This is a genomic window from Acidovorax sp. CF316 (assembly GCF_000276605.1).
In the GTDB taxonomy this organism is placed as follows: Bacteria; Pseudomonadota; Gammaproteobacteria; order Burkholderiales; family Burkholderiaceae_C; genus Acidovorax.
This window is the reverse complement of sequence record NZ_AKJX01000097.1, coordinates 82529-106061: the sequence shown is the minus strand read 5'-3', so window position 1 is coordinate 106061 and position 23533 is coordinate 82529. Positions and strand designations below refer to the sequence as shown.

Below are 23533 nucleotides of genomic sequence, written 5' to 3'. Positions count from 1 at the left end.
GGGAGCCTGCAGGCGGGCGCGGCGCACCGAGACGTCGCGCTGCAGCGGCCGGGTCAGGTCGGCGGGCATGCGTGCCGGGATCTGCTGCACGATGGTCTCGATGCTCGTCGGGTCCAGGGCCACGAATTGCTCGCCCAGCTTCAGCCAGTCCTCGTGGTCCACGTCCTGCCCGGGGGCGGCGTTGCGCAGCTGGTCCATGGCCTGCTGCACCAACTGCCGCGCCTGCGCCGCGTTGCCCTCGGCGGCGGCCACTTCGGCCAGGCGCGTGGCTTTTACCGCCTCGTCCCAGGCGCGGTAGGCAGAGCGCCCGGGCTGCACCACCTGCAGTGCATAGCGGGCTTCGGCGCAGCGGCGCCAGACGCCATAGTCCTGGCTGCGCTCGGCCTGGCCTGCCAGGTGCTCCCAGGCCCGGTCGGACTGCTGGTCCAGCGGCGGCTGGGCCAGCAGGCGCGCCATTGCGTCGAGCGCCTGGCGCAGCAGCGCGGCTTGCTCGGGCAGGGCGCGCAAGGCCTGGGTGCGGGCGAAGCCAGCGTGCACCTGCGCGTCGTGGCGCTCGGAGGCAGGCAGCTCGCTCACCAGGGCGGTGGCATGGGTGTCGATGGCCTGCAGGGCCTGCGCCGGCTGGCCGGCCTGCATCCACAGCTCATGCACGCGGTGCAGCACGTCGAGCGATCCGGGCTGCAGCGGCTGCAGGCCCAGCATGTCGGCCAGGGCCTGCATGCGCCGTGCATGGGCGGCTTCCTCACTCTCGCCCTGGCCGTCCGCTGCGCTGTCCTCTTCGCTGGCCTCGAACAAGGCCTCGGCTTCGTCCAGGTAGGCGTCCAGCAAGGGGCCGGACAGCGGGGTGGCGTGCAGGGTCGGAGCGGTGGCAGTCAGCATGGTGTGCAGCGAAAAGAGGAAGAAGGAGAAAGCCGGGCGGTGTACCCGGCGTGCGGGCGTGCGGGCGCTTATGGCGCCTGCAGCCAGTCCTTGAGCGGCTGGCCGGCCCAGGACTTGGCTTCGTCGCCGACAAAGGCCAGGGGCTTGGAGGCCGGCAGCTTGCGGCGCTTTTCCTGCGCGGCGATGGATTTCTGGGCTTCGCCCATCCAGTCGGTGAGCGACAGCTTCTCGGCACCGGCTTGGCCGAACAGGGCTTCGGCGAACGGGGTATGGTTGCCGGTGTACTGGCACTTGAACGAGGTGCCGCGCGCATCGGTCGCGGTCAGCACCACGCGGTTCGGGGCCTTCAGCGGCTCGATGAAGGCACCGCTGTAGCAGGCGGACAGCACCACCAGCGTGGGCACCTTGGCCAGGGGGGCCAGGGCGTCGCTGAGGATCTTGGGCGTGATGGGTTGCTGGTTCTTGCCACCCGCGTTGACGCTGAGCAGGCCGGGGTTGGCATGGGTGGAGATGAACAGCAGCACGCGGTCACGCGGGCGCGCCACCTCGGCCGTCTTGGCCATCACCAGCGCGAAGTTCTCGGCCGTGGCCTGCGGCCAGTCGGCGCTCTGGTCCTTGGCCGGGTTGGCCAGCCGCAGCATCAGGGCATTGGGGTCGATCTCGCTGACCAGCTTTTCGGCCAGCTGCACGTCGTTGCGGAAGGCCTTGGATTGCGAGTGCATCGCAAAGCCGGCAAAGATGATGCGGCCTGGTGGCTCGGCCGGCGGCGCGGGTTCGGGGGCGGCCTGGGGCACGGGGGGCGGGGTCTCGGCCACTTGCGCGGGGGGCGCGGCGCAGCCTGCGGCCGCGAGGGCCAGTGCCAGGGCACTGGCGTGGAAGAAGCGCCGCTTGGCGGCGCAGGGAGCGAGGAGCGATGGCATCGAGGGCAGGTCCACAGGAAGGCAACAACAATCGGCAGAACCCGCCACCTTGTGCGCGGCGGGTTCCGAGGCGTGCGTATCGTAAGGGAGTGCCGTGGCCTGTCCAGCGCCTGTTTGGGTGACTGGCCAAGCCGCTGGTTCCGTTGTCATTCACGGCCAGCCAGCATCAGGTGCTATCGAATGGGTAGCGGACAAGAAAAAAGCCGGTGCATGCACCGGCTTCGTGTTTGTGTGGCATTTGTCACACTTTGATCATGCCGCCCGCAGGGCCGGCCGTGCCAGGCGGCTGGCATGCAGCCAGGCGCGGCGCAGCACCGGTGGCGACCACGACTCTTCGGGGATCAGCAGCAGGCGCTGCGCACGCATCGCCTTGCCCAGCGCGATCTGGCTGGTCAGCACCGCCAGCGGAATGGCCAGCGCCAGCGGCAGGCCCACGGGCATGAGCCACAGCAGCGCGCTGCCGTCGACGAAGGCCACGCCCAGGGCCAGCAGGGCGATCACGGCGGTCATGGGCGCGAGCTGGCGCGTGGCCTGGCCCCAGGGCACGGCATTGGCTTCGCGCGGGGGCGACTTCCACTGCAGCTCCAGACCGGTGATGGCCAGCAGCACGAACAGCGAGTGGGCCAGCATGCGCACGGGCGCCTGCAGGATGGCCAGCACGCTCTCGACCACGGCGCTCTTGACCAGGCTCCAGCCGCCGCCGTACTGCGCCTGCTCGCGGCGCATGAAGACCGCGGTCACGCCCAGGATGCGCGGCAGGAACAGCATGGACACCGTCCAGCCCCACAGGCCCAGCAGCTCGGCCGGCAGGATGTGCCAGTTGGCCACCACCGGCGCGCCCGACAGCCACAGGGCCGTGCCCAGCGTCAGGAAGGCCAGCCACAGCGGGGCCGAGAGGTAGGCCATGGCGCCGGTCACGAACATCGAGCGGTGCACCGCATGGATGCCGGGCTCGGCCATCAGGCGGGCGTTCTGCAGGTTGCCCTGGCACCAGCGGCGGTCGCGCTGCAGCTCGGCCAGCAGGTCCGGCGGCTGCTGCTCGTAGCTGCCGACCAGGTCGGATACCAGCCACACGTGGTAGCCGGCGCGGCGCATCAGCGCGGCCTCGACGAAGTCGTGCGACATGATGCCGCCCGACATACCGCCCTTGCCCGCGATGGGCGCCAGCGCGCAGTGCTGCATGAACGGCTCCATGCGGATGATGGCGTTGTGGCCCCAGTAGTGCGACTCGCCCAGTTGCCAGTACTGCATGCCCAGGGTGAACAGTCGGCCGGTGACGCGCGAGGCGAACTGCTGTGCGCGCGCGTGCAGCGTGACGTGGCCGATGGCCTGTGTGGCGGTCTGGACGATGCCGGCGCTGGGGTTGGCTTCCATCAGCTTGGCCATGGAGACGATGCAGTCGCCGCTCATCACGCTGTCGGCATCGAGCACCACCATGTAGCGGTAGTCCTTGCCCCAGCGGCGGCAGAAGTCGGCCACGTTGCCGGCCTTGCGGTGGCTGCGGCGCGTGCGCAGGCGGTAGTACACCTGCACCTGAGGCTGCTGGGCATGCTCGGCCAGCGCGCTGCGCAGGTCTTCCCAGGCGGCACGCTCGGCCTTGGCAATCGCGGGGTCGTAGCTGTCGGACAGCACGAACACGTCAAAGGTCGTGCCGTGGCCCGTGGCCGCCACCGACTCGCAGGTGGCGCGCAGGCCGGCGAACACGGTCGCCACGTCCTCGTTGCAGATCGGCATGATGATGGCCGTGCGCGCATCGGGCGAGAGCGTGTGCGATGCCACGCTTTTGGCCGACAGCGCGTGGCGGTCGCCGCGCAGCATGACCCAGAAACCCATCATGCCGGTCATGAAGCCGGTGACCACCCAGGCCGAGAGCAGCGCGAACAGCGCCATCTGGCCATAGCCCAGCCAGGCGTTGTCGTAGTCGGGCTGCACTCCGGCGAAGAGGGTCGTGGCCAGCGTGGTGCTCAACACCGTGAGCAGCGCAAAGGTCCAGCGGCGGCGCTGGGCAGCACCCTGCCAGGCCTCGTGCTGCAGGCCGGCCGGGGTGGCCGGTGCGGCGCTGCCGGGGCGGCCGGTCAGGCGCAGCAGCAAGGCGGTGCCGATGCTGTTCCAGAAACCGCGCCAGGGCAGGGGCACCATGGAGCCGCGGTTGAGCGGCGGCGCGGTCATGGAGTTGGGGTGGCGCTCCTCGCGCAGCGTGCTGCGCTGCGTGCGACCGGTGCCATGGTCTTCAAGGGCGAGGGGCTCCAACGGGCTTACTCGGGAAGAATGATGTGCGTCCATGTTTCGCTCACAGCGTTGTTGTCGTGTTGAAGGAAGGCGCGCAGCTCGATCGGGCGATCGGCCTGCTGGCGCTGTACGCGCACGGTCATGCGCCACTGCCCGGTGGCAGGGTTGCGGTAGGCCGCGTTTTCGAGAACCTTGCCGTTGGCGTCGGCGGTGACGACGGCCTTCACGGCGGCATCGGCCGGCAGGGCCGCCAGCGCCGGGCCAGTGAAATCGACCACGTACTGCACCTGCTGGCGCAGCTCCTGGGCGCTCTGCTTGGAAAAGCCCATGCCGCGGCGCGACTGCGTGACCCAGCTGCCCGGCGGGCGCTGCTGCTCGTCGCCCTGCCAGCCGAGCTCGTACGAGAACTCGAGCGGCGTGCCGGGGGCTGGCAACTTGGCCGGCACCCAGTAGGCGACGATGTTGTCGTGCGTTTCGTCGGGGGTGTTGTTCTGAACCAGCTCCACGCGGCCCGGGCCCCAGTCGTGCAGCGGGCGCACCCAGGCGCTGGGGCGGCGCTCGTAGCGGGCTTCGACGTCCTCGTAGCTGGCCCATTGGCGGTCGCGCTGCATCAGGCCGAAGCCCTTGGGGTTGGTGGTGGTGAACGAAGTCACCAGCGTGCTGCCCGGGTTCTGCAGCGGGCGCCACAGCCACTCGCCTTCACCGGTGGCGACCATCAGGCCGTCCGAGTCGTGCACCTCGGGGCGGAAGTCCTGCTTGCGCGGCTGGTTCTCGCCAAAGAAGAACATGCTGGTCAGCGGCGCCACACCCAGCGTGCCGATGGGCTTGGCGGCATTGCCGCGCACGAAGACCCGCGCGCGCACCGTGGTCAGCGTCTGCGGCCCGGGCGTGATGTCGAAGCGGTAGGCCCCGGTGGCACGGGGCGAGTCGAGGAGTGCGAACACGGCGACCTGCTTGCCCTGGGCGTCGGGCTTGGCCAGCCAGAAGTCGGTGAAGCGCGGGAACTCCTCGCCGCTGCCGCCCACCGTGTCGATGGCCAGGCCGCGGGCGGACAGGCCGTACTGCTGGCCCGCGCCCAGCGCGCGGAAGTAGCTCGCGCCCTGGAACACGGCCAGTTCGTCCTTGTACTCGGGCGCGTTGAGGTGGTTGTGCAGGCGAAAGCCCGCAAAGCCCAGGTCGCCCCAGGCCTGGGGCTGCACCGTGTTCTTGCCGTAGTCGAAGTCGGCGCGGCTGTAGGGGATGTCGCGCGTACCGGTGGGCGTCACCTCGTGGATGCGCACCGGCTGTGTCTGGTACAGGCCCAGGTGGAAGAACATGGCCTCGAAGGGCAGCTTCTCGGCGCGCCACAAGGCGCGCTCGGGCTTGTAGCGGATGTCGCGCACCTGGTCGTAGTTGAGCTGGGCCAGATCGGCAGGCAGCTTGTCGCTGGCAGCAACGAAAGGCTTGTCAGCGCGCTCGCGTGCCAGCTTCGTCAGGCTCTCGAAATCGAACGCCTGGGCCTGCGCCACGCTGGCCGCCAGCAAGGCTGACAGCGCCAGCACGGTCGCAGCACTGCGGCGCAAGGGGCGTGAAAAGAAAGGAAAGACAGCATCCATGCCGGCATATAGGGCAAACCCTGTGCCAGCTTGAAAAAACGCTTGTGTATCAACGGCTTAGGCGTTGTGTGGCCTGTAAGCAGATGTGCGGTGCAGCAAAACAGCCCCAAAAGCCCGGTTTTTGTCGCCGGATAGCGACAAGGGGATGGCCGACTCTGGGCAATCCCTTTGAAATCAACGACTTACTCCTGTCGCTCATCGGCGACGTCATCGCCCAGGCCCTCGTCCGGCGTGGCGTCGCTCTTGAAGTGGCCGGGTGTCAGCGCATGCTTTTGCAACAGCCGGTAGAACTCCGTGCGGTTGCGCTGGGCCAGGCGCGCGGCGTCGGCCACGTTGCCATCGGTCATCTTGAGCAGGCCCACCAGGTACTCGCGCTCGAAGCGCTGGCGTGCGTCGGCAAAGCTCAGCACCTGGGCCGAGGGGATGCGCAGCGCGCGCTGCACCAGCGTGAGCGGCACCAGCGGCGTGGTGGACAGCGCGCACACCTGCTCGACCACGTTGAACAGCTGGCGCACATTGCCGGGCCAGGCGGCCGTGGTCAGGGCCTTGAGCGCCTCGGGCGCGAAGCCCGACAGGCGCTTGTCGTACTTGCGCGCCAGCCGGTCCAGGAAGTGGTTGGCCAAAAGGGCGATGTCCTCGCGCCGCTCGGCCAGCGTGGGCAGCGCCAGCGTCACCACGTTGAGGCGGTAGTACAGGTCCTCGCGGAACTGGGCTGTGGCCATCGCGGCCTCCAGGTCGCGGTGCGTGGCCGAGATGATGCGCACGTCGATGGGCGTGGACTGGCTCGACCCCACGGGCCGCACGGCCCGCTCCTGCAGCACGCGCAGGAGCTTGACCTGCAGGGCCGGTGGCATGTCACCGATCTCGTCGAGCAGCAGGGTGCCGCCCTCCGCGGCCTGGAACAGGCCCTTGTGGTTGCTGGTCGCGTCGGTAAACGCGCCCTTGACGTGGCCGAACAGCTCGGATTCGAGCAGCGCCTCGGGGATGGCGCCGCAGTTGACCGCCACGAAGGGCCTGGCCGCGCGCGGGCTGGCCCGGTGGATGGCCTGGGCCAGCAGCTCCTTGCCGGCGCCGCTGTCGCCCAGCAGCAGCACGCTGGCGTCCGACTGGGCCACCATGTAGGCCTCGGCCAGCAGCTCGGTCATGCGGTTGGAGCGGCTCACGATCTCGGTGCGCCAGGCTTCGTTGGCATGCGCCTGGGCCACCACCGGGGCGCTCAGGGCCAGCGCCTGGCCGATTTTTTCGAGCAGGTCCTTGCCGTCGTAGGGCTTGGTCAGGTAGGTGAAGACGCCGCGCGAGGTGGCCTCCACCGCGTCGGGGATGGTGCCGTGCGCGGTCAGCAGGATCACTGGCAGCGAGGGGTGGCGCTCGCGCACCTCGTCGAACAGGGCCAGTCCGTCCTTGCCGGGCAGGCGCACGTCGCTGAGCACCAGCTGCGGCCGTGCCATCTCGAGCTGGGCCAGCGCCGCCTCGGCCGAACCCACGGCGATCACCTCGTAGCCCGCGCCTTTCAGGCGCAGCGAGAGCAGGCGCAGCATGTCGGCGTCGTCATCCACCACCAGGATGCGGTGCTGGCCGCTGGCCGGGGCGCTGGATGGCTTGCTGGTTGGAGGCATGGTTCAGCGGGTCTCGCTGGCGGTGGGGGTGGGGGGCCGGGCGGTCATGCTGCGCTCGATGGCGCGCACGGCTTCCAGGCGTTCGTTGAGCTGCTCGGTGCGGCGCTGGGCATCGCGCAGCTGCTGGGCCTGCCGCTCCAGTTGCTCCTCCAGCCGGCGCTGCTGCAGCAGCCGCGCTTCCAGCAGGCGGGCCAGGGGCTGCAGGGGCTGCATGGCGGGGTCGTTGTGGCCCAGCAGGCGTTGCACCTGCGCCAGGGCGCGGGCCGTGTCCACGGGCTGGCGTGTCTGGGCCAGTGCCAGCGCCAGGTTCAAGGGGCTGGCGGCCAGCGTGTCCTCGGCCTCGCCCAGGCGGGCGATTTCGCGGCCCAGCTCGGCGGGGGGCATGCGCTGCACGCGGTCGGCATAGGCCAGCGCCTGGGTGATCTGGGATACCTCGGGCACCGGCGCGCTGGCCTGCGAGGCGGCTTCGCGGGGCGGCTCGGCGGGCGGTGGCGCCACCGGCAGGGGCGCGGGCACCACCACGGCCACGGGGGCCGGCGGTGTCTTGTCCGCGGGCGGTGTGTGGATGCAGGCGGCCAGCAGCGCTGCGGGTGCCAGCACCAGCGCACCGATCTGGCACCGCGCTGCACGGGAGGGGGACAGGCTAGGAGGCATGGGGCAATTCGATGCGAAAGAAGGATTGGTCGCCATCTTCCACCAGTTCCACCCGGCCGCCGTGGGCGCCGATGTATTCCTGGACGATGGACAGGCCGACCCCGGTGCCGCGCACGGCATCCTCGGGCTGGCGCGCACCGCGGTAGAAGGGCTCGAAGACATGGGGCCGGTCGGCCGGGGCCACGCCCGGGCCCTGGTCGACGACGTCGATGCGCACCCGGCCCGGCACCTTGGACACCGACAGGCGCACCGTGCCCTGCTTGGGCGAGAAGCGGATGGCATTGGACAGCAGGTTGCCGATGGCCGAGGCGATCTTGTCGCCGTCGAGCGCCAGCGACACGGGCGCGCCCTGCACCAGCACGCGCAGGCCGCGGGCCTGCCACTGCAGGCGCTGCGATTCGACCTGGGCCTCCAGCAGCGCCAGCAGGTCGGTGTCGCGGCGGTGCAGTTGCCGGGCCTCGAAGGCGGCGGCGTTGAAGCGCAGCAGCGCCTCGATCTCGTTTTGCAGCACGATCGTGTTGTGGTGCAGGATCTGCGCGACCTCCTGCTGCCCGGGGTTGAGCTCGCCGGTCACGCCGTCCTGCAGCAAGGCCACGCCCTCGCGCATCGAGGCCAGGGGCGTCTTGAGCTCGTGCGACACATGGCGCAGAAAGCGCGCCTTGTCCGAGTCGAGTTCCAGGAGGCGCAGACGCAGCCATTCGAGCTGCAGGCCCACACGGCGCACGTCGGCCGGGCCGCTGATCTGGATGGGCTGCTCCAGGTCGTTCTCGCCAAGCAGGCGGATGGCCCCTTCGAGCCGCTTGAACGGCCGCGCCAGCCAGATGCCGAAGGACAGGGCCAGCACCAGCGCCAGCACGATCACGCCCACCACCTGGTGCGTGACCTCGCGGCGGCTGGCGTCGACCTTGGCCTGCAGGGCGCTGTTGCGCTCGGCATTGAGCTCCTGCATGGCCTGCACGATGGCGTTGTTCAGCGTGTCGAGCGAGGCGAACTCCTCGGCTACAGCGCGTTCGTTCTCCAGCGATACGGCGGCCGGCGCTGCCATGAGCGACTGCACCGTGGCCAGGTGCGCGCGCCACTGCGCCACATGCCTGGCCGCAAGCCCGCCCTCCTGCAGCTGCTGCAGGGTCTGCTGGGCGTCGCGCGCGATGTCGTCGAAGCCGCGGCGCAGCTGCGCATCGCCCAGCACCAGCGATTGCCGCGCCGCGCGCTCCATGGTCTGCCCGCGCTGGCCCAGGGCCTGGGCGGCGGCGCTCAGGCGCGTGGCCTGCACGGCGCCCTCGCGGCTTTGCACCATGAGCTGTTCCAGCGAGTACAGGGCGCCCAGCGAGCTGGCGCCGAGCAGCCCCGCGATCAGCAGAAAGGCCAGCAGCAGCAGTTGCTGGAAGGACAGGCCATGCAGGCGGTTCCTGCCGGGATCGGCTGCGGGGGGCGCCGTGCTGGTGTCCGCCATCGGGGCTGCCGTGAGCTCAGGCCGCAGCGGTTTCGTAGGTCAGGACCTCGCCGCGCAGGGTGTAGGCCTTGGCTTCGGTGATGGTCACGTCCACCATCTGGCCCACCAGGCGCGGCTGGCCCACGAAGTTGACCACGCGGTTGCACTCGGTGCGGCCCATGAGCTCGGTGGCGTCGCGCTTGGAGGCGCCTTCCACCAGGATGCGCTGCACCGTGCCCACGCGTCTTTCGCTGATGGACTTGATGTTGGCGTTGACCACGGACTGCAGGTGCTGCAGGCGGCGCAGCTTCACGTCGTGCGGTGTGTCGTCGTGCAGGCCGGCGGCGGGCGTGCCGGGGCGCGGGCTGAAGATGAAGCTGAAGCTGTTGTCGAAGTGGATGTCGTCGATCAGCTTCATCATCTTGTTGAAGTCGTCCTCGGTCTCGCCGGGGAAGCCGACGATGAAATCGCTGCTCATGGCCAGGTCGGGGCGGATGGCGCGCAGCTTGCGCACCGTGCTCTTGTACTCCATGGCCGTGTAGCCGCGCTTCATGGCCATCAGGATGCGGTCGCTGCCGTGCTGCACCGGCAGGTGCAGGTGGTTGACCAGCTTGGGGATGCTGGCGTAGGCCGCGATCAGGCGCGGCGTGAACTCGTTGGGGTGGCTGGTGGTGTAGCGGATGCGTTCGATCCCGGGGATCTCGGCCACATACTCCAATAGCAGCGCGAAGTCGGCGATCTCGGCGGTGCCGCCCATCTTGCCCAGGTAGGCGTTCACGTTCTGGCCGAGCAGCGTGATCTCCTTGACGCCCTGGTCGGCCAGGCCCGCGACTTCCACCAGCACGTCGTCGAAGGGGCGGCTGACCTCCTCGCCGCGCGTGTAGGGCACCACGCAGTAGCTGCAGTACTTGCTGCAGCCTTCCATGATGGAGACGAAGGCGCTCGCGCCCTCGACCCGCGCCGGAGGCAGGTGGTCGAACTTCTCGATTTCGGGAAAGCTGATGTCCACCTGCGGGCGGTCCAGGCGCTCGCGCTGGTTCAGCAGCTCGGGCAGGCGATGCAGGGTCTGGGGGCCGAAGACCACGTCCACGTAGGGCGCGCGCTTGATGATCTCGGCGCCCTCCTGGCTGGCCACGCAGCCGCCCACGCCGATCTTCACGCCGCGTGCTTTCAGGTGCTTGAAGCGGCCCAGGTCGCTGAATACCTTCTCCTGCGCCTTCTCGCGCACCGAGCAGGTGTTGAACAGGATCAGGTCGGCCTCCTCGGCGTTCTGCGTGGGCTCGTAGCCCTGTGCCGCGTGGAGCACGTCGGCCATCTTGTCCGAGTCGTACTCGTTCATCTGGCAGCCGAAGGTTTTGATGAAGACTTTTTTGGCCATGGCGTGAATCTCGTGTCCGAATGGGGATGCGGCGGCGCGCGTGGGGCGGCCGCTGGGGGCAGGGCGGGGCGGTGGGTGGCCTTGTGGGGCCGCCGGTATCCGGCTTATTTCTTGACCGGGTCCGACTCGGTGCGGAAGTTGAACTGGATGCCGTCCGCGCCCTTGCGCGGCTGGGCGGCTTCGCCCTGGGTCAGGATCCAGGCCGACAGCAGCATGCCCGTGCTGTTCTCGACCAGGTAGTTGACCTTGAAGGTCTGGCCCTGCACTGTGTGCAGCATGACCAGCGTGTTCTGCGGCGTGAACAGGCGCATGCCCGGCGCCATGCGGATGGGGTTGCCGTTGAGCGTGGCCTGCGAGCCTGCCAGCACGGTCAGGTTGCCGCGCAGGGAGGCGTCGGGGAAATTGCGCATTTCGCCCATGCCGCCGGGCACCTGCTGGGCCTGTACCGGGGCGGCGGAGCACAGCAGTGCGGCCAGGCCGGCGGCGGCCAGGCTGCGCAGGGATCGGCCCTGGCGGGTGGTGGAGGTCGGGGCAGGGGTGCAGCGGTTCATGGTGTGTATCCAGAGGCTGTAGGCCAAGGTGGGGAGGCGATTTTACCGGCCGGCGCCCCGCTGAAAGCCCCTGTGAACAAGGTCTTACTTCCCGGGGCGTGCGCCGAAACAACGCTCGCACAAAGAAAAAACCCGCAACGCCTGGGCGTTACGGGTTTTCAGATTTGGTGGTGGTAGGTGGACTTGAACCACCGACATCAGCATTATGAATGCTGCGCTCTAACCAACTGAGCTATACCACCGCAAGACTGAAATTATAGAACAAAAATTATTGGTGTGTAAAGTTCGCGGGGCGCTTGTTCACGAAGGCGTCCATGCCTTCCTTCTGGTCCTGGGTGGAGAACAGGGCGTGGAACAGGCGGCGCTCGAACATCACGCCGTCCGACAGGCTGCCTTCGAAGGCGCGGTTGACCGACTCCTTGGCGGCCATCACGGCGATCTGCGAGAAGCCCGCGATGACCAGGGCGGCGCCCAGGGCCTCGTCGGCCAGCTTGTCGAAGGGCACGACGCGGCTCACCAGCCCGGCGCGCTCGGCTTCGGCGGCGTCCATCATGCGGCCGGTGAGGGCCATGTCCATGGCCTTGGACTTGCCCACCGCGCGTGGCAGGCGCTGCGTGCCGCCGGCGCCGGGGATCACGCCGAGCTTGATCTCGGGCTGGCCGAACTTGGCGTTGTCGGCCGCGATGATGAAGTCGCACATCATCGCCAGCTCGCAGCCGCCGCCCAGGGCGAAGCCGCTCACGGCCGCGATCACTGGCTTGCGGATGGAGCGGATGGTCTCCCAGTTGCGCGTGATGTAGTCGCCCTTGTAGGTGTCGGCGAAGCTGTACTTGGCCATGGCACCGATGTCGGCACCGGCGGCGAACGCACGCTCGCTGCCGGTGACGATGACGCAGCCGATCTTCTCGTCGGCGTCGAAGGCCTTGAGGGCCTCGCCCAGCTCGTTCATCAGCTGGTCGTTGAGCGCGTTGAGCTGCTTGGGGCGGTTGAGCGTGACGATGCCGACCTTCTCGGCTTCGGTGCGCACTTCAATGGTTTCGTAGGCCATGGAATCGGATCTCCTTCGGTAGTTATCAGGGGGCAGCGTGCCGGGGTCGGACGACTATACCCAAGCGACAGGCGCTTTGCGCGGCCGGGCTCAACCCAGCCAGCGGCCAACGGCGGCGCTGTTGGTCACGCCCAGGCTGATGGTGTCGGGCAGGGCCGCCTTGCGGTCGGCGCCATCGGGCGGCAGCACCAGCGGCAGGTGCAGCAGGCGCCCATCGCGCGCCACCACGGCCTGCAGCTTGTGCTCGGTGCCGGCATAGAAGGCCACGTCGTCGAGCTTCTGCACGCGCCAGCCCTGTCCATCCACCAGCACGCCCAGCCACTCGTCGCCTGCGGCCAGCCCGGCCTTCTCGGCGGCGCCGCCGCGCAGCACGGTCTTGACCTGCACGCTGTGGTTCTCTGCCACGCGCAGGCCCAGGCGCTGGGCCAGCTGCGGGCGCTCGGCCTTGAGCAGCACGCCGTGCGCGCCCAGCAGCTCGGCCAGCGGCAGCTCGGCCGTGCTGTGCACCCAGGCATCGATCTCGGCGTCGAAAGAACGGTGCGCCAGCGCCTTGAGCACCGCGCGCAGGTCGGCTTCCGCCATGGGGCCGCCTTCGGTGCGCTTCCACAGCGCGCGCATCACCTCGTCCAGCGTGGTCTTGCCGTCGCGGCGCAGCGCCAGGTCCAGGCACAGGCCCACGAGCGAGCCCTTGGTGTAGTAGCTCACCGTGGAGTTGGGCGTGTTCTCGTCCTGGCGGTAGTACTTGACCCAGGCATCGAAGCTGGCCTGGGCCACCGTCTGCACGTGGCGCCCGGGGGTCTGCAGCACCTGGTTGACGGTCTTGGTGATCAGCCGCAGGTAGGTGGCGTCGTCGATCAGACCCGCGCGGCGCAGCAGCAGGTCGTCGTAGTAGCTCGTGAAGCCCTCGAAGAACCACAGCAGCTGTGTGTAGTTCTCCTGGCCGTAGTCGTAGCGGGCCAGCTCGGTGGGGCGCAGGCGCTTGACGTTCCAGGTATGGAAATACTCGTGGCTGATCAGGCCCAGCAGCGTGGTGTAGCCATCGCTGGCGCGGGCCTCGCCCTGGCGCGGCAGGTCGCGCCGGCCGCAGATGAGGGCGGTGGAGTTGATGTGCTCCAGCCCGCCATAGCTGTCGCCCACGGCGTTGAGCATGAACAGGTAGCTCTTGAACGGCGCCTTGCCCTTGTCGCCATGCCAGAAGGCGATGGCCGTCTCGCAGATCTTCTGCGTGTCTGCCAGCAGGCGCTTGCCGTCGAACGAGGGCGCTGCCCCTGCCACCACGAAGCGGTGCGCCACGCCACCGGCGGTGAAGCGGCCGCTCCAGAAGGTGCCCATTTCCACCGGGCAGTCCACCAGCTCGTCGTAGTGGGCGGCGGCATAGGTGCCGAAGCCGGCCTTGTCGGTGGACCGCGCCGTGAGTCCCGTGGCGACGGACCAGTGCGCCGTGGCGGTGGTGGCGGCCACCTCCAGCGTGTGCTCGCCGTCCTCCTGGCCGTGCACGCGCAGGCACAGGCTGGTGCCGTTGAAGAAGCCGCGCGCCGCATCGAGCCAGGCGGTGCGCACCGAGTTGTCGTAGGCGCAAACCTGGTAGCTCAGCACCAGGGGGTGGCCGGGGCGGCACTCCACTTGCCAGCGGTTCTTTTCGAGCTGGGCCAGGGGCACCGTGCGCCGGCCCTGGCGGGCCTGCAGCTGCTGCAGGTTCTTGGAAAACTCGCGCACCAGGTAGCTGCCGGGGATCCAGACCGGCAGCGACAGCTCCTGCCGCTCGGCCGGGGCCGCGACCGTGAGGGTGACCGAGAACAGATGGGCGTTGAGGTCCGCCGGCTCGATGCGATAGTGGACGGGGGCGTGGGGCGTGTCTTCGGTGCGCTGGGTGGCCATGGGCGGTGCTTTGCGTGGCGTGGGGCGGGGCACCTCGGGGAGGGGCCTGACCCGCTCGGTTCGAAATCAGGGGAGGCCGGTCACGGGGGCCGGCGCGTCCCGCAGCGGGCGGTCTAGTTCGTCGTGGGGGTCTCGGCGGCGGCTTCGGCCAGGCGCTTTTCCACGTCCGGCGCTCCAATGGCGCCCGGCACGCGGATGCCATCGGCAAAGATCAGGGTCGGCGTGCCGGTGATCTTGTGCTTCTTGCCGAAGGCCAGGTTGCGCTGCAGCGCCGTGGTGTCGCAGCTGGCGGACGCCGGATTCCTGTCGCGCACCATCATGTCCTGCCAGGCGGCGACCTTGTCCTTGGCGCACCAGATGTTGCGCGACTTCTCGGCCGAATCGGGGCTCAGGATGGGGTACAGGAACAGGTAGACCGTCACGTTGTCCACCTTCTGCATGTCGCGCTCGAAGCGCTTGCAGTAGCCGCAGTTGGGGTCCTCGAACACCGCCACCTTGCGCTTGCCGTCGCCGCGCACGATGGTGAAGGCGTCCTTGATCGGCAGGGCCGAGAAGTCCACGGCCGTGATCTTGGCGATGCGGTCCTCGGTCAGGTTGCGCCGCGCCTTGGTGTCAATCAGCTCGCCCTGGATCAGGTAGTTGCCCTTGGCATCGGTGTAGAACACGTCGGTGCCGATGCGCACCTCGTACAGCCCCTGCATGGCCGTGGGGCTGACCTCGTCGATCTGCTTCATCTGCGGAATGCGCTCGGCCAGGGCCTTGCGGATGGCCGCTTCCTGGGCCATGGCCGACAGGCCCAGCAGGGCCAGTGCGGTACCTGCGAGCACGGTGGAAATCAGTTTCATGGTGTTCTCGTTCGCTTGGATTCGGTGTGGCGGGCCTGCGGATGAACGCCGCCCTTGGTTGCCGGTAAGTGGGTCAGTGGATCCCCATGGCCTGGCGGGCCACGAAATGCTTGATCGGTCCGCTGTGCTCAAAACCCTTCATGCCCCAGTTGCGCAGTGCCTGCCAGGGGCCGTCCTGGCGGGCAAACAGCTGCTGCAGCCCATCGGTGGCCAGTCCCATCGGCAGCAGCGCCGTCTTGCGTTCCCGCTCGTAGCGGCGCAGCAGCTTCAGGTCGGCCACGCTGCGCCAGTAGTCGCGGCCGTGCAGCAGCCCGGCCAGGGCCTGGGCGTCGGCCAGACCCAGGTTCAGGCCCTGGCCCGCGAGCGGGTGCACGTTGTGTGCCGCATCGCCGGCCAGCACGAAACTGCGCTGCTGCCTGCCCTTGGGGGGCAGGGCGCCGCACCAGCGGTTGGCCCGGGCCTGCTGCAGCGGCCAGGCGGCACGCTCGCCGGCCAGTTGCAGGCTGCCCAGCGCGCGCTGGCTCGCTCCCCCCAGGCGCTGCGTGAATTCTTCGGGGGCCAGCGCCAGCAAACCCGGCACCTGTTCCTTCTGCACAGACCACACGACGGCCACAGAGTTCCCCTCGGGCCCGCCCAGGGGCAGAAAAGCCAGGATGCCGTCGGGCAAAAACCACTGGCGTGCCACCTGGCCGTGCGGCTGTTCGCACACCAGGCGCGTGGCAATGGCGTGCTGTTCATAGGGCGTGACCTCGAAGTCCACGCCGAATTCGGTGCGGGTCTGGCTGGCGCGGCCCTCGCAGGCCACCGTCAGCGCGGCCTCGACCGGCTCGCTGAGCGTCTCGACCTGGGGCTGGTAGCGCACGGCCTCGGCCAGCCGGGCCTCCAGCGCTGGCACGTCCACGATCCAGGCCAGCGCGTCCACGCCCTGCGCCTGCGCGTCGAAGCACACCGCGCCGCCCTGGTCGCCTGCCACCTGCATGGAGCGCACGGCTGTGGCATGGGCTGCGTCGGGCCAGCTGCGCAGGCCCTCGAGCAACTGGCGCGAGGCCATGTTGAGTGCATAGGCACGCACATCGGAGTGACCGCCCGACGCCGGGGCCGGGCCGGCCACCAGGGCCACCCGCAGGCGTTCGCGCGCCAGCAGCAGGGCCAGGGTGCGGCCCACGATGCCCGCGCCGCGAATACAGATATCAAAGGTTTGCGCCATGCAGGCCATTGTAGAAGCCGGGGCATGGCCTCGGGCGCAGTGCAAAATTGCGGGCATTTCCCCCGTTTGTCCTTTTCCAGGAGCCCCGCGCGTGACCTTCAGCACCGAATCCGACCTGTCGGGCACCATTGCCCGCCTGTTTGTCTACCCCATCAAGTCCTGTGCCGGCATCGAGGTGCGCGAGGCATTGCTCACCGAAACCGGCCTGGACCTGGACCGCGCCTGGATGGTGGTGGACCCCGAGGGCCAGTTCATCACCCAGCGCGAGCTGCCGCGCATGGCGCTGATCCGGCCCCAGCTCAAGACCGAGGAGATGGTGCTGCGCGCCCCCGGCATGCTGGCCCTGCACGTGGGCATCGATGTGGTGGAAGAACCCATGACCGTGACGGTCTGGCGCGACACCGTGCCCGCCTGGGACATGGGCGCCGTGGCCGCGCAGTGGTTCACCGACTTCCTGGGCACGCCCTGCCGCCTGGTGCGCTTCGACCCCGAGGTGCGCCGCCTGTCCAGCATGGATTGGACCGGCGGGGTGGAGGTGCCCAACCAGTTCGCCGACGGCTTTCCGGTGCTGGTGGCCAGTGAGGCTTCGATGGACAGCCTCAACGAGCGCCTGGCCGCGGCCGGCCACGCCCCTGTGGGCATCGAGCGCTTTCGCCCCAACGTGGTGCTCGCCGGTGTCGAGGCCCACGACGAGGACCGGGTGGACCAGATCCGCATCGACGCCGAGGGCGGCGAGCTGCAGCTCGTGCCCGTCAAGCCCTGCGCACGCTGCCCCATTCCCGACATCGACCCCGCCACGGCCGAGAGCACCCCGGTCGTGGGCGACACGCTGCGCAGTTACCGCCAGGACAAGCGCCTGGATGGCGCCATCACCTTCGGCATGAACGCCATCGTGCGCCAGGGCGCGGGCCAGGTGCTGCGCGTGGGCCAGCGCGTGGCGGCCGATCTGCGCTTCGATTGAGGGCTTGTCCGGGGTGCGTGGGGCGGGGCGCGCGGCGCGCCCGTAAAATCGGGGTTTGTCTCCCGAATTCCAGAAAGCCCTGCCATGAGCCTCCAATGCGGCATCGTGGGCCTGCCCAACGTCGGCAAGTCCACCCTCTTCAACGCGCTGACCAAGGCCGGCATCGCCGCCGAGAACTACCCGTTCTGCACCATCGAACCCAATGTGGGCGTGGTCGAGGTGCCCGATCCGCGCCTGGCCCAGCTGGCCAGCATCATCACGCCCGAGCGCATCGTGCCGGCCATCGTCGAGTTCGTGGACATCGCGGGCCTGGTGGCGGGTGCCAGCCAGGGCGAAGGCCTCGGTAACCAGTTCCTGGCCCACATCCGCGAGACCGATGCCATCGTCAACGTGGTGCGCTGCTTCGAGGACGACAACGTGATCCACGTGGCCGGCCGCGTGGACCCGATCTCGGACATCGAGGTCATCCAGACCGAGCTGTGCCTGGCCGACCTGGGCACCGTGGACAAGGCGCTCAACCGCTACAGCAAGGCCGCCAAGTCGGGCAACGACAAGGACGCCGCCAAGCTGGTGGCCCTGCTCACGCGCATCCAGGCCGCCCTCAACGAAGGCAAGCCCGCGCGCTCGGTCGAGATCACCAAGGAAGAGCAGCCCCTGCTCAAGTCGCTGTGCCTGATCACGGCCAAGCCCGCGATGTTCGTGGGCAACGTGAGCGAGGACGGCTTCGAGAACAACCCCTTCCTGGACCGCCTGAAGGAATACGCCGCCAGCCAGAACGCGCCCGTGGTGGCCATCTGCGCCAAGATGGAGGCCGAGATGGCCGAGATGGGCGACGAGGACCGCGACATGTTCCTGGCCGAGATGGGCCAGAGCGAGCCGGGCCTGGCCCGCCTGATCCGCGGCGCCTTCAAGCTCCTGGGCCTGCAGACCTACTTCACCGCCGGCGTGAAGGAAGTGCGCGCCTGGACCATCCACATCGGTGACACGGCGCCCCAGGCGGCCGGCGTGATCCACGGTGACTTCGAGCGTGGCTTCATCCGCGCGCAGACCATCGCCTTCGACGACTACATCGCGCTCAAGGGCGAGCAGGGTGCCAAGGACGCAGGCAAGATGCGCGCCGAAGGCAAGGAATACGTGGTCAAGGACGGCGACGTGCTGAACTTCCTGTTCAACGTCTGACCCCTGGCAGATTGATTCCCCGGCCGGCGCTCCTGGCGCCTGCCCCGCATCCCTGCAGTGCCTTGGGCTTGCAGGGATTTTTTATGCGCCCGATCTCTCGATCTCCATGAACACCGGAATCCTCTACGCCAGCCTGGCCTATGTCGCCTGGGGCCTCTTGCCTCTGTACTTCCGCCAGGTGGCCGACGTGCCGGCACTCGAAGTGGTGGTGCACCGCACCGCCTGGGCGCTGTTGTTCCTGCTCGCCGTGCTGGGCCTGCGCCGGCAATGGGCCTGGCTGCCGGCGCTGCTGCGCCAGCCCCGGGTGGTGCTGGCCTTCGGGCTGTCGGCGCTGCTGCTCTCATCCAACTGGCTGACCTATGTGTGGGCGGTGCAGAACCAGCATGTGGTGGACGCCAGCCTGGGCTACTTCATCCTGCCGCTGGTCAACGTGGCCATGGGCTTCTTCTTCCTGCACGAGCGGCCCCGGCGCGGGCAGTGGCTGGCGGTGGCCGTGGCGGCCGCCGGCGTTCTGTGGCTCACCGTGCAGACCGGCCGCCTGCCGTGGATTGCGCTGGTGTTGGCGCTCACTTTTGGTGTCTACGGCCTGCTGCGCAAGCTGGCGCCACTGGGTGCGCTCGAAGGCCTGACGCTGGAGACGCTGATGCTCGCGCCCCTGGCCTTCGGCACCATGGCCTGGTGGGGCTGGCAAGGCCAGGGCGTGCTGGTGCAGGGCGATGCTGTGCACATCGGCTGGCTGGCGCTGGCGGGGCCGCTCACGGCCATCCCGCTGCTGCTGTTTGCCGCCGGTGCCCGCCGGCTGCCCCTGGCCACGCTGGGCATCCTGCAGTACATCTCGCCGAGCCTGCAGTTCGCGCTGGGGGTCTGGCTGTTCCACGAACCCCTGCAGCCCTCCCGGCTGGCAGGCTTCGTGCTTATCTGGTCGGCATTGGTCGTCTACAGCCTGGAGGGCTGGTGGCAGCTGCGTGCCGGCACGGCCACCGCGGCGCCCGGCCGCTGATCCAAGGCGCAGGGGGCCGGCGCGCGCCGTTGCTACTGGAAAACACGGGGGTGGCCGCGCAGGCCCGTACCTAAAATACCGGGTCCCTTGATCGGGGCCCCAGGACACGGCGCGCGTGCGCCCTGCCTGTGCGGTCCGGGCTCCGCGAACCTGCCAGGCTGGCGTTCGCGGGCGCCGGCCCTGGTGGCTGTCCATTGACTGAAAAACGAACTGTTCCCAACAAGTAAGTGCACAGACCACCATGGGCGCCACCTCCCCCCTCACGACGCTCTTTGGGCGCAAGAAGCCGCTGTTTGCCAATACGGACGCGTTTCCCCTGACGGACGCCATCCTGGAGTTCGACGACTCCAGCAACGAGACGGCGGCGCAGCGCCACCTCTCGCGCCGCGAGATGGACCTGGCCGGCCAGCCGCGTGACCGTGCCGCAGCCCGGCGCTGGTGGGTGGCCAGCGGGCTGATCGCGCTGTACTTCCTGGCCCTGCTGGGCTTCCATGCGCTGGGCATGGTGCAGGCGCGCACGGTGTTCGTCGCGCTGGCGCTGGTGGCCGTGTGCGTGTCCGGTTTCGCGCTGGCCTTCGCGCTCGGACTGCACCACCGTGCCAAGGACAAGCAGCTCAAGCTGCCCATCGCCATGGTGGCCTGCGCGGGTCTGCTGCTGATCTGCTACCTCGACCCGATCCTGCAGATCCTGATGGCGCCCTTCGCCTTCATCGTCGTGGCCTATGCCATGTACCGGGTCTCGGGCCGCGCGCTGATGGCGCTGGCCGGCATGCTGATGGGAGGCTACGCCCTGGTGATTGCCGTGCACTATGCCGAGCAGGACAACGCTGCGCTGCTGCGGCTCGAATTGGCGCACTGGCTGGCGCTGGCGCTGGCGCTGCCGGCCTTCATCCTCCTGATCGGCAAGGTGCAGAAGCTGCACCGCGTGCTGCACCGCGCCAGCCGCAAGATCCGCAACATCCAGGAAGACGCCCAGCGCGACACCCTGGTGGGCTGCTTCAACCGGCGCTACACGGTGGCCGCGCTCGAAGAGCAAAAGCAGCTCGCCGACGAGAGCGGCATCCCGCTGTGCCTGGCGGTGATCGACCTGGACCACTTCAAGCGCATCAACGACGAATTGGGCCACCTGGGTGGTGATGAGGTGCTGCGCACCTTCTCGCGCGTGGCGCAGGACAATGTGCGCGCCGGCGACATCTTCGGGCGCTACGGCGGCGAGGAGTTTCTGCTGATCTTCCCGGGCACCTCGCTGCTGCCCGCGCTCAACACCTGCGAGCGCATCCGCGCGCATGTCGAGTCGCATGCCTGGACCGGTGCCCTCAAGAGCCGCGTCTCGGTGTCCATCGGCGTCACGCAGTACATTCTGGGCGAGTCGGTGCTCGAATTCTTCTCGCGTGCCGACACCGCCATGTACATGGCCAAGGAAGGCGGGCGCAACCAGGTGGTGGTGGAGGAGCCGGTCTCCAAGGGCGATTCGTCCATCACGCCGCTGGGCTCCGAAAAGGACTTCCTGGGCACACCCGCGCCCTGACCGGTCACGTGCCCAGCTGCCCCGGCATGAAGTGCAGCAGCACGGTGGTCATCACCAGGTAGCGCATGAACTTGCCCACCGCCATGTAGGCCAGGCAGGGCCAGAACGGCAGCTTGAGCCAGCCGGCCACGGCGCACAGCGGGTCGCCCACCACGGGCAGCCAGCTGAGCAGGCAGGCGCGCGCGCCGAAGCGTTCCAGCCATGCCAGTGCGCGCACGTTGGTGGCATGGCCGCGGGCCTTGTCCACGGCCTTGTGGGCCCCCAGGCCCATCCACCAGCTGACCCCGCCGCCCAGGGTGTTGCCCACCGTCGCCACGAGGATGGCGGGCCAGTACATCTCCGGGTTGAGCTTGATGAGGCCGAAAACCGCCGGCTCGGAGCCCAGCGGCAGCAGCGTCGCCGAAATGAACGAGACGACGAAGACCGTGCTCAGGCCGAACTGCGGCAGTGCCAGCCATTGCATCAGCTGGTGCATCCATATTTCCATGCACCGGAGTTTAGGCGCGGCCCACACGCCCGAAACCGGGTGAAGGCTCCGTCCTACACCGGTGCGCGCCATCCGCGCATGGCCCGCGGCAGGGGGCGTTTGTATCGTTCATGGACGCTACCGCTCAAGCAGGAGGCCCCATGCACACCATTCCCCGCACCCCCACCGCAGCCCACCGCAGCCCCTGGCTGTCGCTGGCCGCGGCTGCGTTGCTGGCCGCATGCGTGCAAAGCCCCCAGGCCGCCGTGCCCCAACCAGCGGCCGCCGCGCCATCGGGTGCCACCAGCGTGGTGCATGAACGCGGCTGCGGTGCCACTGGCCAGCCCGCCACCCTGCGCTCCGTGGAGGATGGCCTCAAGGCCCAGGGCATGGCGCTCAAGACGCGCTGCCATGCCCAGACCGGCGCCTGGGTGGTGCAGGTGGTCGTGGTCGACGGCCTGCGTGCCAGCAAGGTCGTGCGTGGCCCCCTGGCCGATGGCGCCGAGGTGGACATGGGCACGCCGTCCGGCGTGGTGGCTGCGACCACCCAGAATTTCTCGCCGGACGTGCACCACAACCGCCAGTGGCTGCGCACCCTGATGGCGCGCCACCAGTTCGACAACCTGCCCGACGCCTGGTGGCACTATGCCCAGCGCGGCGTGCCCGCACAGGCCGGCGATACCGACCTCGCCGCCCGCTGACCGGACACTCTCCGGGGGCGGCGGCAGGGCTTTGCTGCGGTGCAGCATAAGTCACCGATAAAAGTCGCGCAGATTTCATTTGCTGAAATTTTAAGCAGGTACAATCCTGCCTCCTTTTTCGGCATTCGCGGCATTCGCGCACCCCCATCCCTTCCATGCACATTGGCCACATTCCTTTGGCGAACCAGCTGTTCGTCGCCCCGATGGCGGGCGTCACGGACCGGCCCTTCCGCCAGCTGTGCAAGGCGCTGGGGGCGGGCTACGCCGTGAGCGAAATGGTGACCTCGCGCAAGGACCTGTGGAACAGCCTCAAGACCTCGCGCCGGGCCAACCACGAAGGGGAGCCTGGGCCCATTGCCGTGCAGATCGCCGGCACCGAGGCGCAGATGATGGCCGAGGCCGCGGTCTACAACGTGGAGCGCGGCGCGCAGATCATCGACATCAACATGGGCTGCCCGGCCAAGAAGGTGTGCAACAAGTGGGCCGGTTCTGCCCTGATGCAGGACGAGGCCCTGGCCGTGTCCATCGCGCAGGCGGTGGTCGAGGCCTGTGCGCCGCACCGGGTGCCCGTCACGCTCAAGATGCGCACCGGCTGGTGCCAGGAGCACAAGAATGCCGTTGCGCTGGCGCGCCAGTTCGAGTCCGTGGGCATCCAGATGCTCACGGTGCACGGGCGCACGCGCGAGCAGGGCTACAAGGGCCATGCCGAGTACGACACCATCACCGCCGTGAAGGCCGCGGTGCGCGTGCCGGTGGTGGCCAACGGCGACATCACCTCGCCCGAGAAGGCGCGCGAGGTGCTGGCCGCCACCGGGGCCGACGCGATCATGATCGGTCGCGCGGCCCAGGGACGGCCGTGGATCTTCCGCGAGATCGGGCATTTCCTGGCCACAGGCGAACACCTGGCGCCACCGTTGGTGGCCGAGGTGCGACGCCTGCTGCTGGAGCATCTGCACGACCACTACCGCCTGTATGGCGAGCTGACCGGGGTGCGCAGTGCGCGCAAGCACATTGCCTGGTACCTGCGTTCCATGCCGGGCGGCGAAGCCTTTCGACAACACATCAACACCATAGAGGACTGCGCGGCCCAGTGGCAGGCGGTGGCGGACTATCTGGATGCGCTGGCGCAGCAGATGGACCGCTTTCCCGCTGCCAGCACACTGGCCGCCGACGCAGACCCCAGCGAAGAACAAGAGGGATTGGCTGCATGAGCAAGAAACATATTGAAGAATGCGTGCGTGAGAGCCTGCAGGGCTACTTTCGCGACCTGGGCGGCGAGACGCCCGATGGCATGTACGACATGCTGGTGCGTGTGGTCGAACGCCCGCTGCTGGAGGTCGTGATGCAGCAGGCCGAGAACAACCAGTCGCGCGCCGCCGAATGGCTGGGCCTGAACCGCAACACGCTGCGCAAGAAGCTGGTCGAACACAAACTGCTCTGATCCTCGGCACCGGTGCTTGCCGGAG

General features: G+C 68.8%; 21 protein-coding genes and 1 tRNA gene. 7 read left to right on the top strand and 15 right to left on the bottom strand.

Annotated features, from left to right (window positions below):
- The 14 genes from PMI14_RS09440 to PMI14_RS09375 all read right to left on the bottom strand — a co-directional run.
- A partial coding sequence (locus tag PMI14_RS09440; protein ID WP_007853225.1) for a hypothetical protein occupies positions 1-879 on the bottom strand: 879 nt, incomplete at its 3' end.
- A 68-nt stretch (positions 880-947) separates the two neighbouring features.
- Positions 948-1799 carry a C13 family peptidase gene (locus tag PMI14_RS09435; protein ID WP_007853224.1) on the bottom strand — a complete coding sequence of 284 codons (852 nt, stop codon included), beginning with the start codon at positions 1797-1799 and terminating at the stop codon, positions 948-950.
- Positions 1800-2051: 252 nt separating this feature from the next.
- Positions 2052-4082 carry a glucans biosynthesis glucosyltransferase MdoH gene (gene mdoH, locus PMI14_RS09430; protein ID WP_007853222.1) on the bottom strand — a complete coding sequence of 677 codons (2031 nt, stop codon included), beginning with the start codon at positions 4080-4082 and terminating at the stop codon, positions 2052-2054.
- Positions 4055-5623, bottom strand: coding sequence for a glucan biosynthesis protein G (locus PMI14_RS09425; RefSeq protein WP_007853221.1), 1569 nt, complete (start codon positions 5621-5623; stop codon positions 4055-4057). The genes mdoH and PMI14_RS09425 overlap by 28 nt, the downstream gene beginning before the upstream one ends.
- Before the next feature lie 182 nt (positions 5624-5805).
- Positions 5806-7239 carry a sigma 54-interacting transcriptional regulator gene (locus tag PMI14_RS09420; RefSeq protein WP_007853219.1) on the bottom strand — a complete coding sequence of 478 codons (1434 nt, stop codon included), beginning with the start codon at positions 7237-7239 and terminating at the stop codon, positions 5806-5808.
- A 3-nt stretch (positions 7240-7242) separates the two neighbouring features.
- On the bottom strand, positions 7243-7893 hold the full coding sequence (locus PMI14_RS35300) for a hypothetical protein (protein ID WP_007853216.1): 651 nt from the start codon (positions 7891-7893) through the stop codon (positions 7243-7245).
- Entirely contained in the window at positions 7883-9346 is a 1464-nt protein-coding gene (locus tag PMI14_RS09410; protein WP_007853215.1) for a HAMP domain-containing sensor histidine kinase, read from the bottom strand. The genes PMI14_RS35300 and PMI14_RS09410 overlap by 11 nt, the downstream gene beginning before the upstream one ends.
- A 16-nt stretch (positions 9347-9362) precedes the next feature.
- Positions 9363-10703, bottom strand: a complete 1341-nt coding sequence (gene miaB, locus PMI14_RS09405) for a tRNA (N6-isopentenyl adenosine(37)-C2)-methylthiotransferase MiaB (protein ID WP_007853214.1) — start codon at positions 10701-10703, stop codon at positions 9363-9365.
- A 104-nt stretch (positions 10704-10807) separates the two neighbouring features.
- Positions 10808-11254, bottom strand: coding sequence for a hypothetical protein (locus tag PMI14_RS09400; protein WP_007853211.1), 447 nt, complete (start codon positions 11252-11254; stop codon positions 10808-10810).
- 165 nt (positions 11255-11419) lie between these two features.
- Positions 11420-11496, bottom strand: a tRNA-Met gene (locus tag PMI14_RS09395).
- A gap of 26 nt (positions 11497-11522) precedes the next feature.
- On the bottom strand, positions 11523-12302 hold the full coding sequence (locus PMI14_RS09390) for an enoyl-CoA hydratase (RefSeq protein WP_007853210.1): 780 nt from the start codon (positions 12300-12302) through the stop codon (positions 11523-11525).
- Between the two features lie 90 nt (positions 12303-12392).
- Entirely contained in the window at positions 12393-14180 is a 1788-nt protein-coding gene (locus PMI14_RS09385; RefSeq protein WP_007853208.1) for a M61 family metallopeptidase, read from the bottom strand.
- Between the two features lie 113 nt (positions 14181-14293).
- Complete coding sequence (locus PMI14_RS09380; protein WP_007853206.1) at positions 14294-15025, bottom strand: DsbC family protein; 732 nt, start codon at positions 15023-15025, stop codon at positions 14294-14296.
- A gap of 73 nt (positions 15026-15098) precedes the next feature.
- Positions 15099-16232, bottom strand: a complete 1134-nt coding sequence (locus PMI14_RS09375; RefSeq protein WP_035203022.1) for an FAD-dependent monooxygenase — start codon at positions 16230-16232, stop codon at positions 15099-15101.
- A 91-nt stretch (positions 16233-16323) separates the two neighbouring features.
- Between PMI14_RS09375 and PMI14_RS09370 the strand changes: the two genes are divergently transcribed.
- From PMI14_RS09370 to PMI14_RS09355, 4 genes are all read left to right on the top strand, one after another.
- Positions 16324-17193, top strand: coding sequence for an MOSC domain-containing protein (locus PMI14_RS09370; protein WP_007853204.1), 870 nt, complete (start codon positions 16324-16326; stop codon positions 17191-17193).
- Between the two features lie 84 nt (positions 17194-17277).
- The gene (gene ychF, locus PMI14_RS09365; RefSeq protein ID WP_007853201.1) at positions 17278-18372 is read left to right on the top strand and encodes a redox-regulated ATPase YchF; all 1095 of its coding nucleotides are present in this window, start codon (positions 17278-17280) and stop codon (positions 18370-18372) included.
- Between the two features lie 106 nt (positions 18373-18478).
- A complete protein-coding gene (gene rarD, locus PMI14_RS09360) occupies positions 18479-19372 on the top strand; it encodes an EamA family transporter RarD (protein WP_007853199.1) in 894 nt (297 codons plus the stop codon).
- A 241-nt stretch (positions 19373-19613) separates the two neighbouring features.
- Complete coding sequence (locus PMI14_RS09355; protein WP_007853197.1) at positions 19614-20900, top strand: diguanylate cyclase; 1287 nt, start codon at positions 19614-19616, stop codon at positions 20898-20900.
- 4 nt (positions 20901-20904) lie between these two features.
- Here PMI14_RS09355 and PMI14_RS09350 read toward each other — a convergent pair whose 3' ends face one another.
- Entirely contained in the window at positions 20905-21375 is a 471-nt protein-coding gene (locus PMI14_RS09350; RefSeq protein ID WP_007853195.1) for a YqaA family protein, read from the bottom strand.
- 152 nt (positions 21376-21527) lie between these two features.
- On the opposite strand from PMI14_RS09350, the gene PMI14_RS09345 reads away from it, so the two are divergent.
- From PMI14_RS09345 to PMI14_RS09335, 3 genes are all read left to right on the top strand, one after another.
- Positions 21528-22067 (top strand): M15 family metallopeptidase, encoded by a 540-nt coding sequence (locus tag PMI14_RS09345; protein ID WP_007853194.1) that lies wholly within the window; start codon positions 21528-21530, stop codon positions 22065-22067.
- Positions 22068-22222: 155 nt separating this feature from the next.
- Positions 22223-23278 carry a tRNA dihydrouridine synthase DusB gene (gene dusB, locus PMI14_RS09340; protein WP_007853191.1) on the top strand — a complete coding sequence of 352 codons (1056 nt, stop codon included), beginning with the start codon at positions 22223-22225 and terminating at the stop codon, positions 23276-23278.
- Complete coding sequence (locus PMI14_RS09335) at positions 23275-23508, top strand: Fis family transcriptional regulator (RefSeq protein WP_007853190.1); 234 nt, start codon at positions 23275-23277, stop codon at positions 23506-23508. Before dusB ends, PMI14_RS09335 begins: the two co-directional genes overlap by 4 nt.
- Positions 23509-23533: the final 25 nt, after the last annotated feature.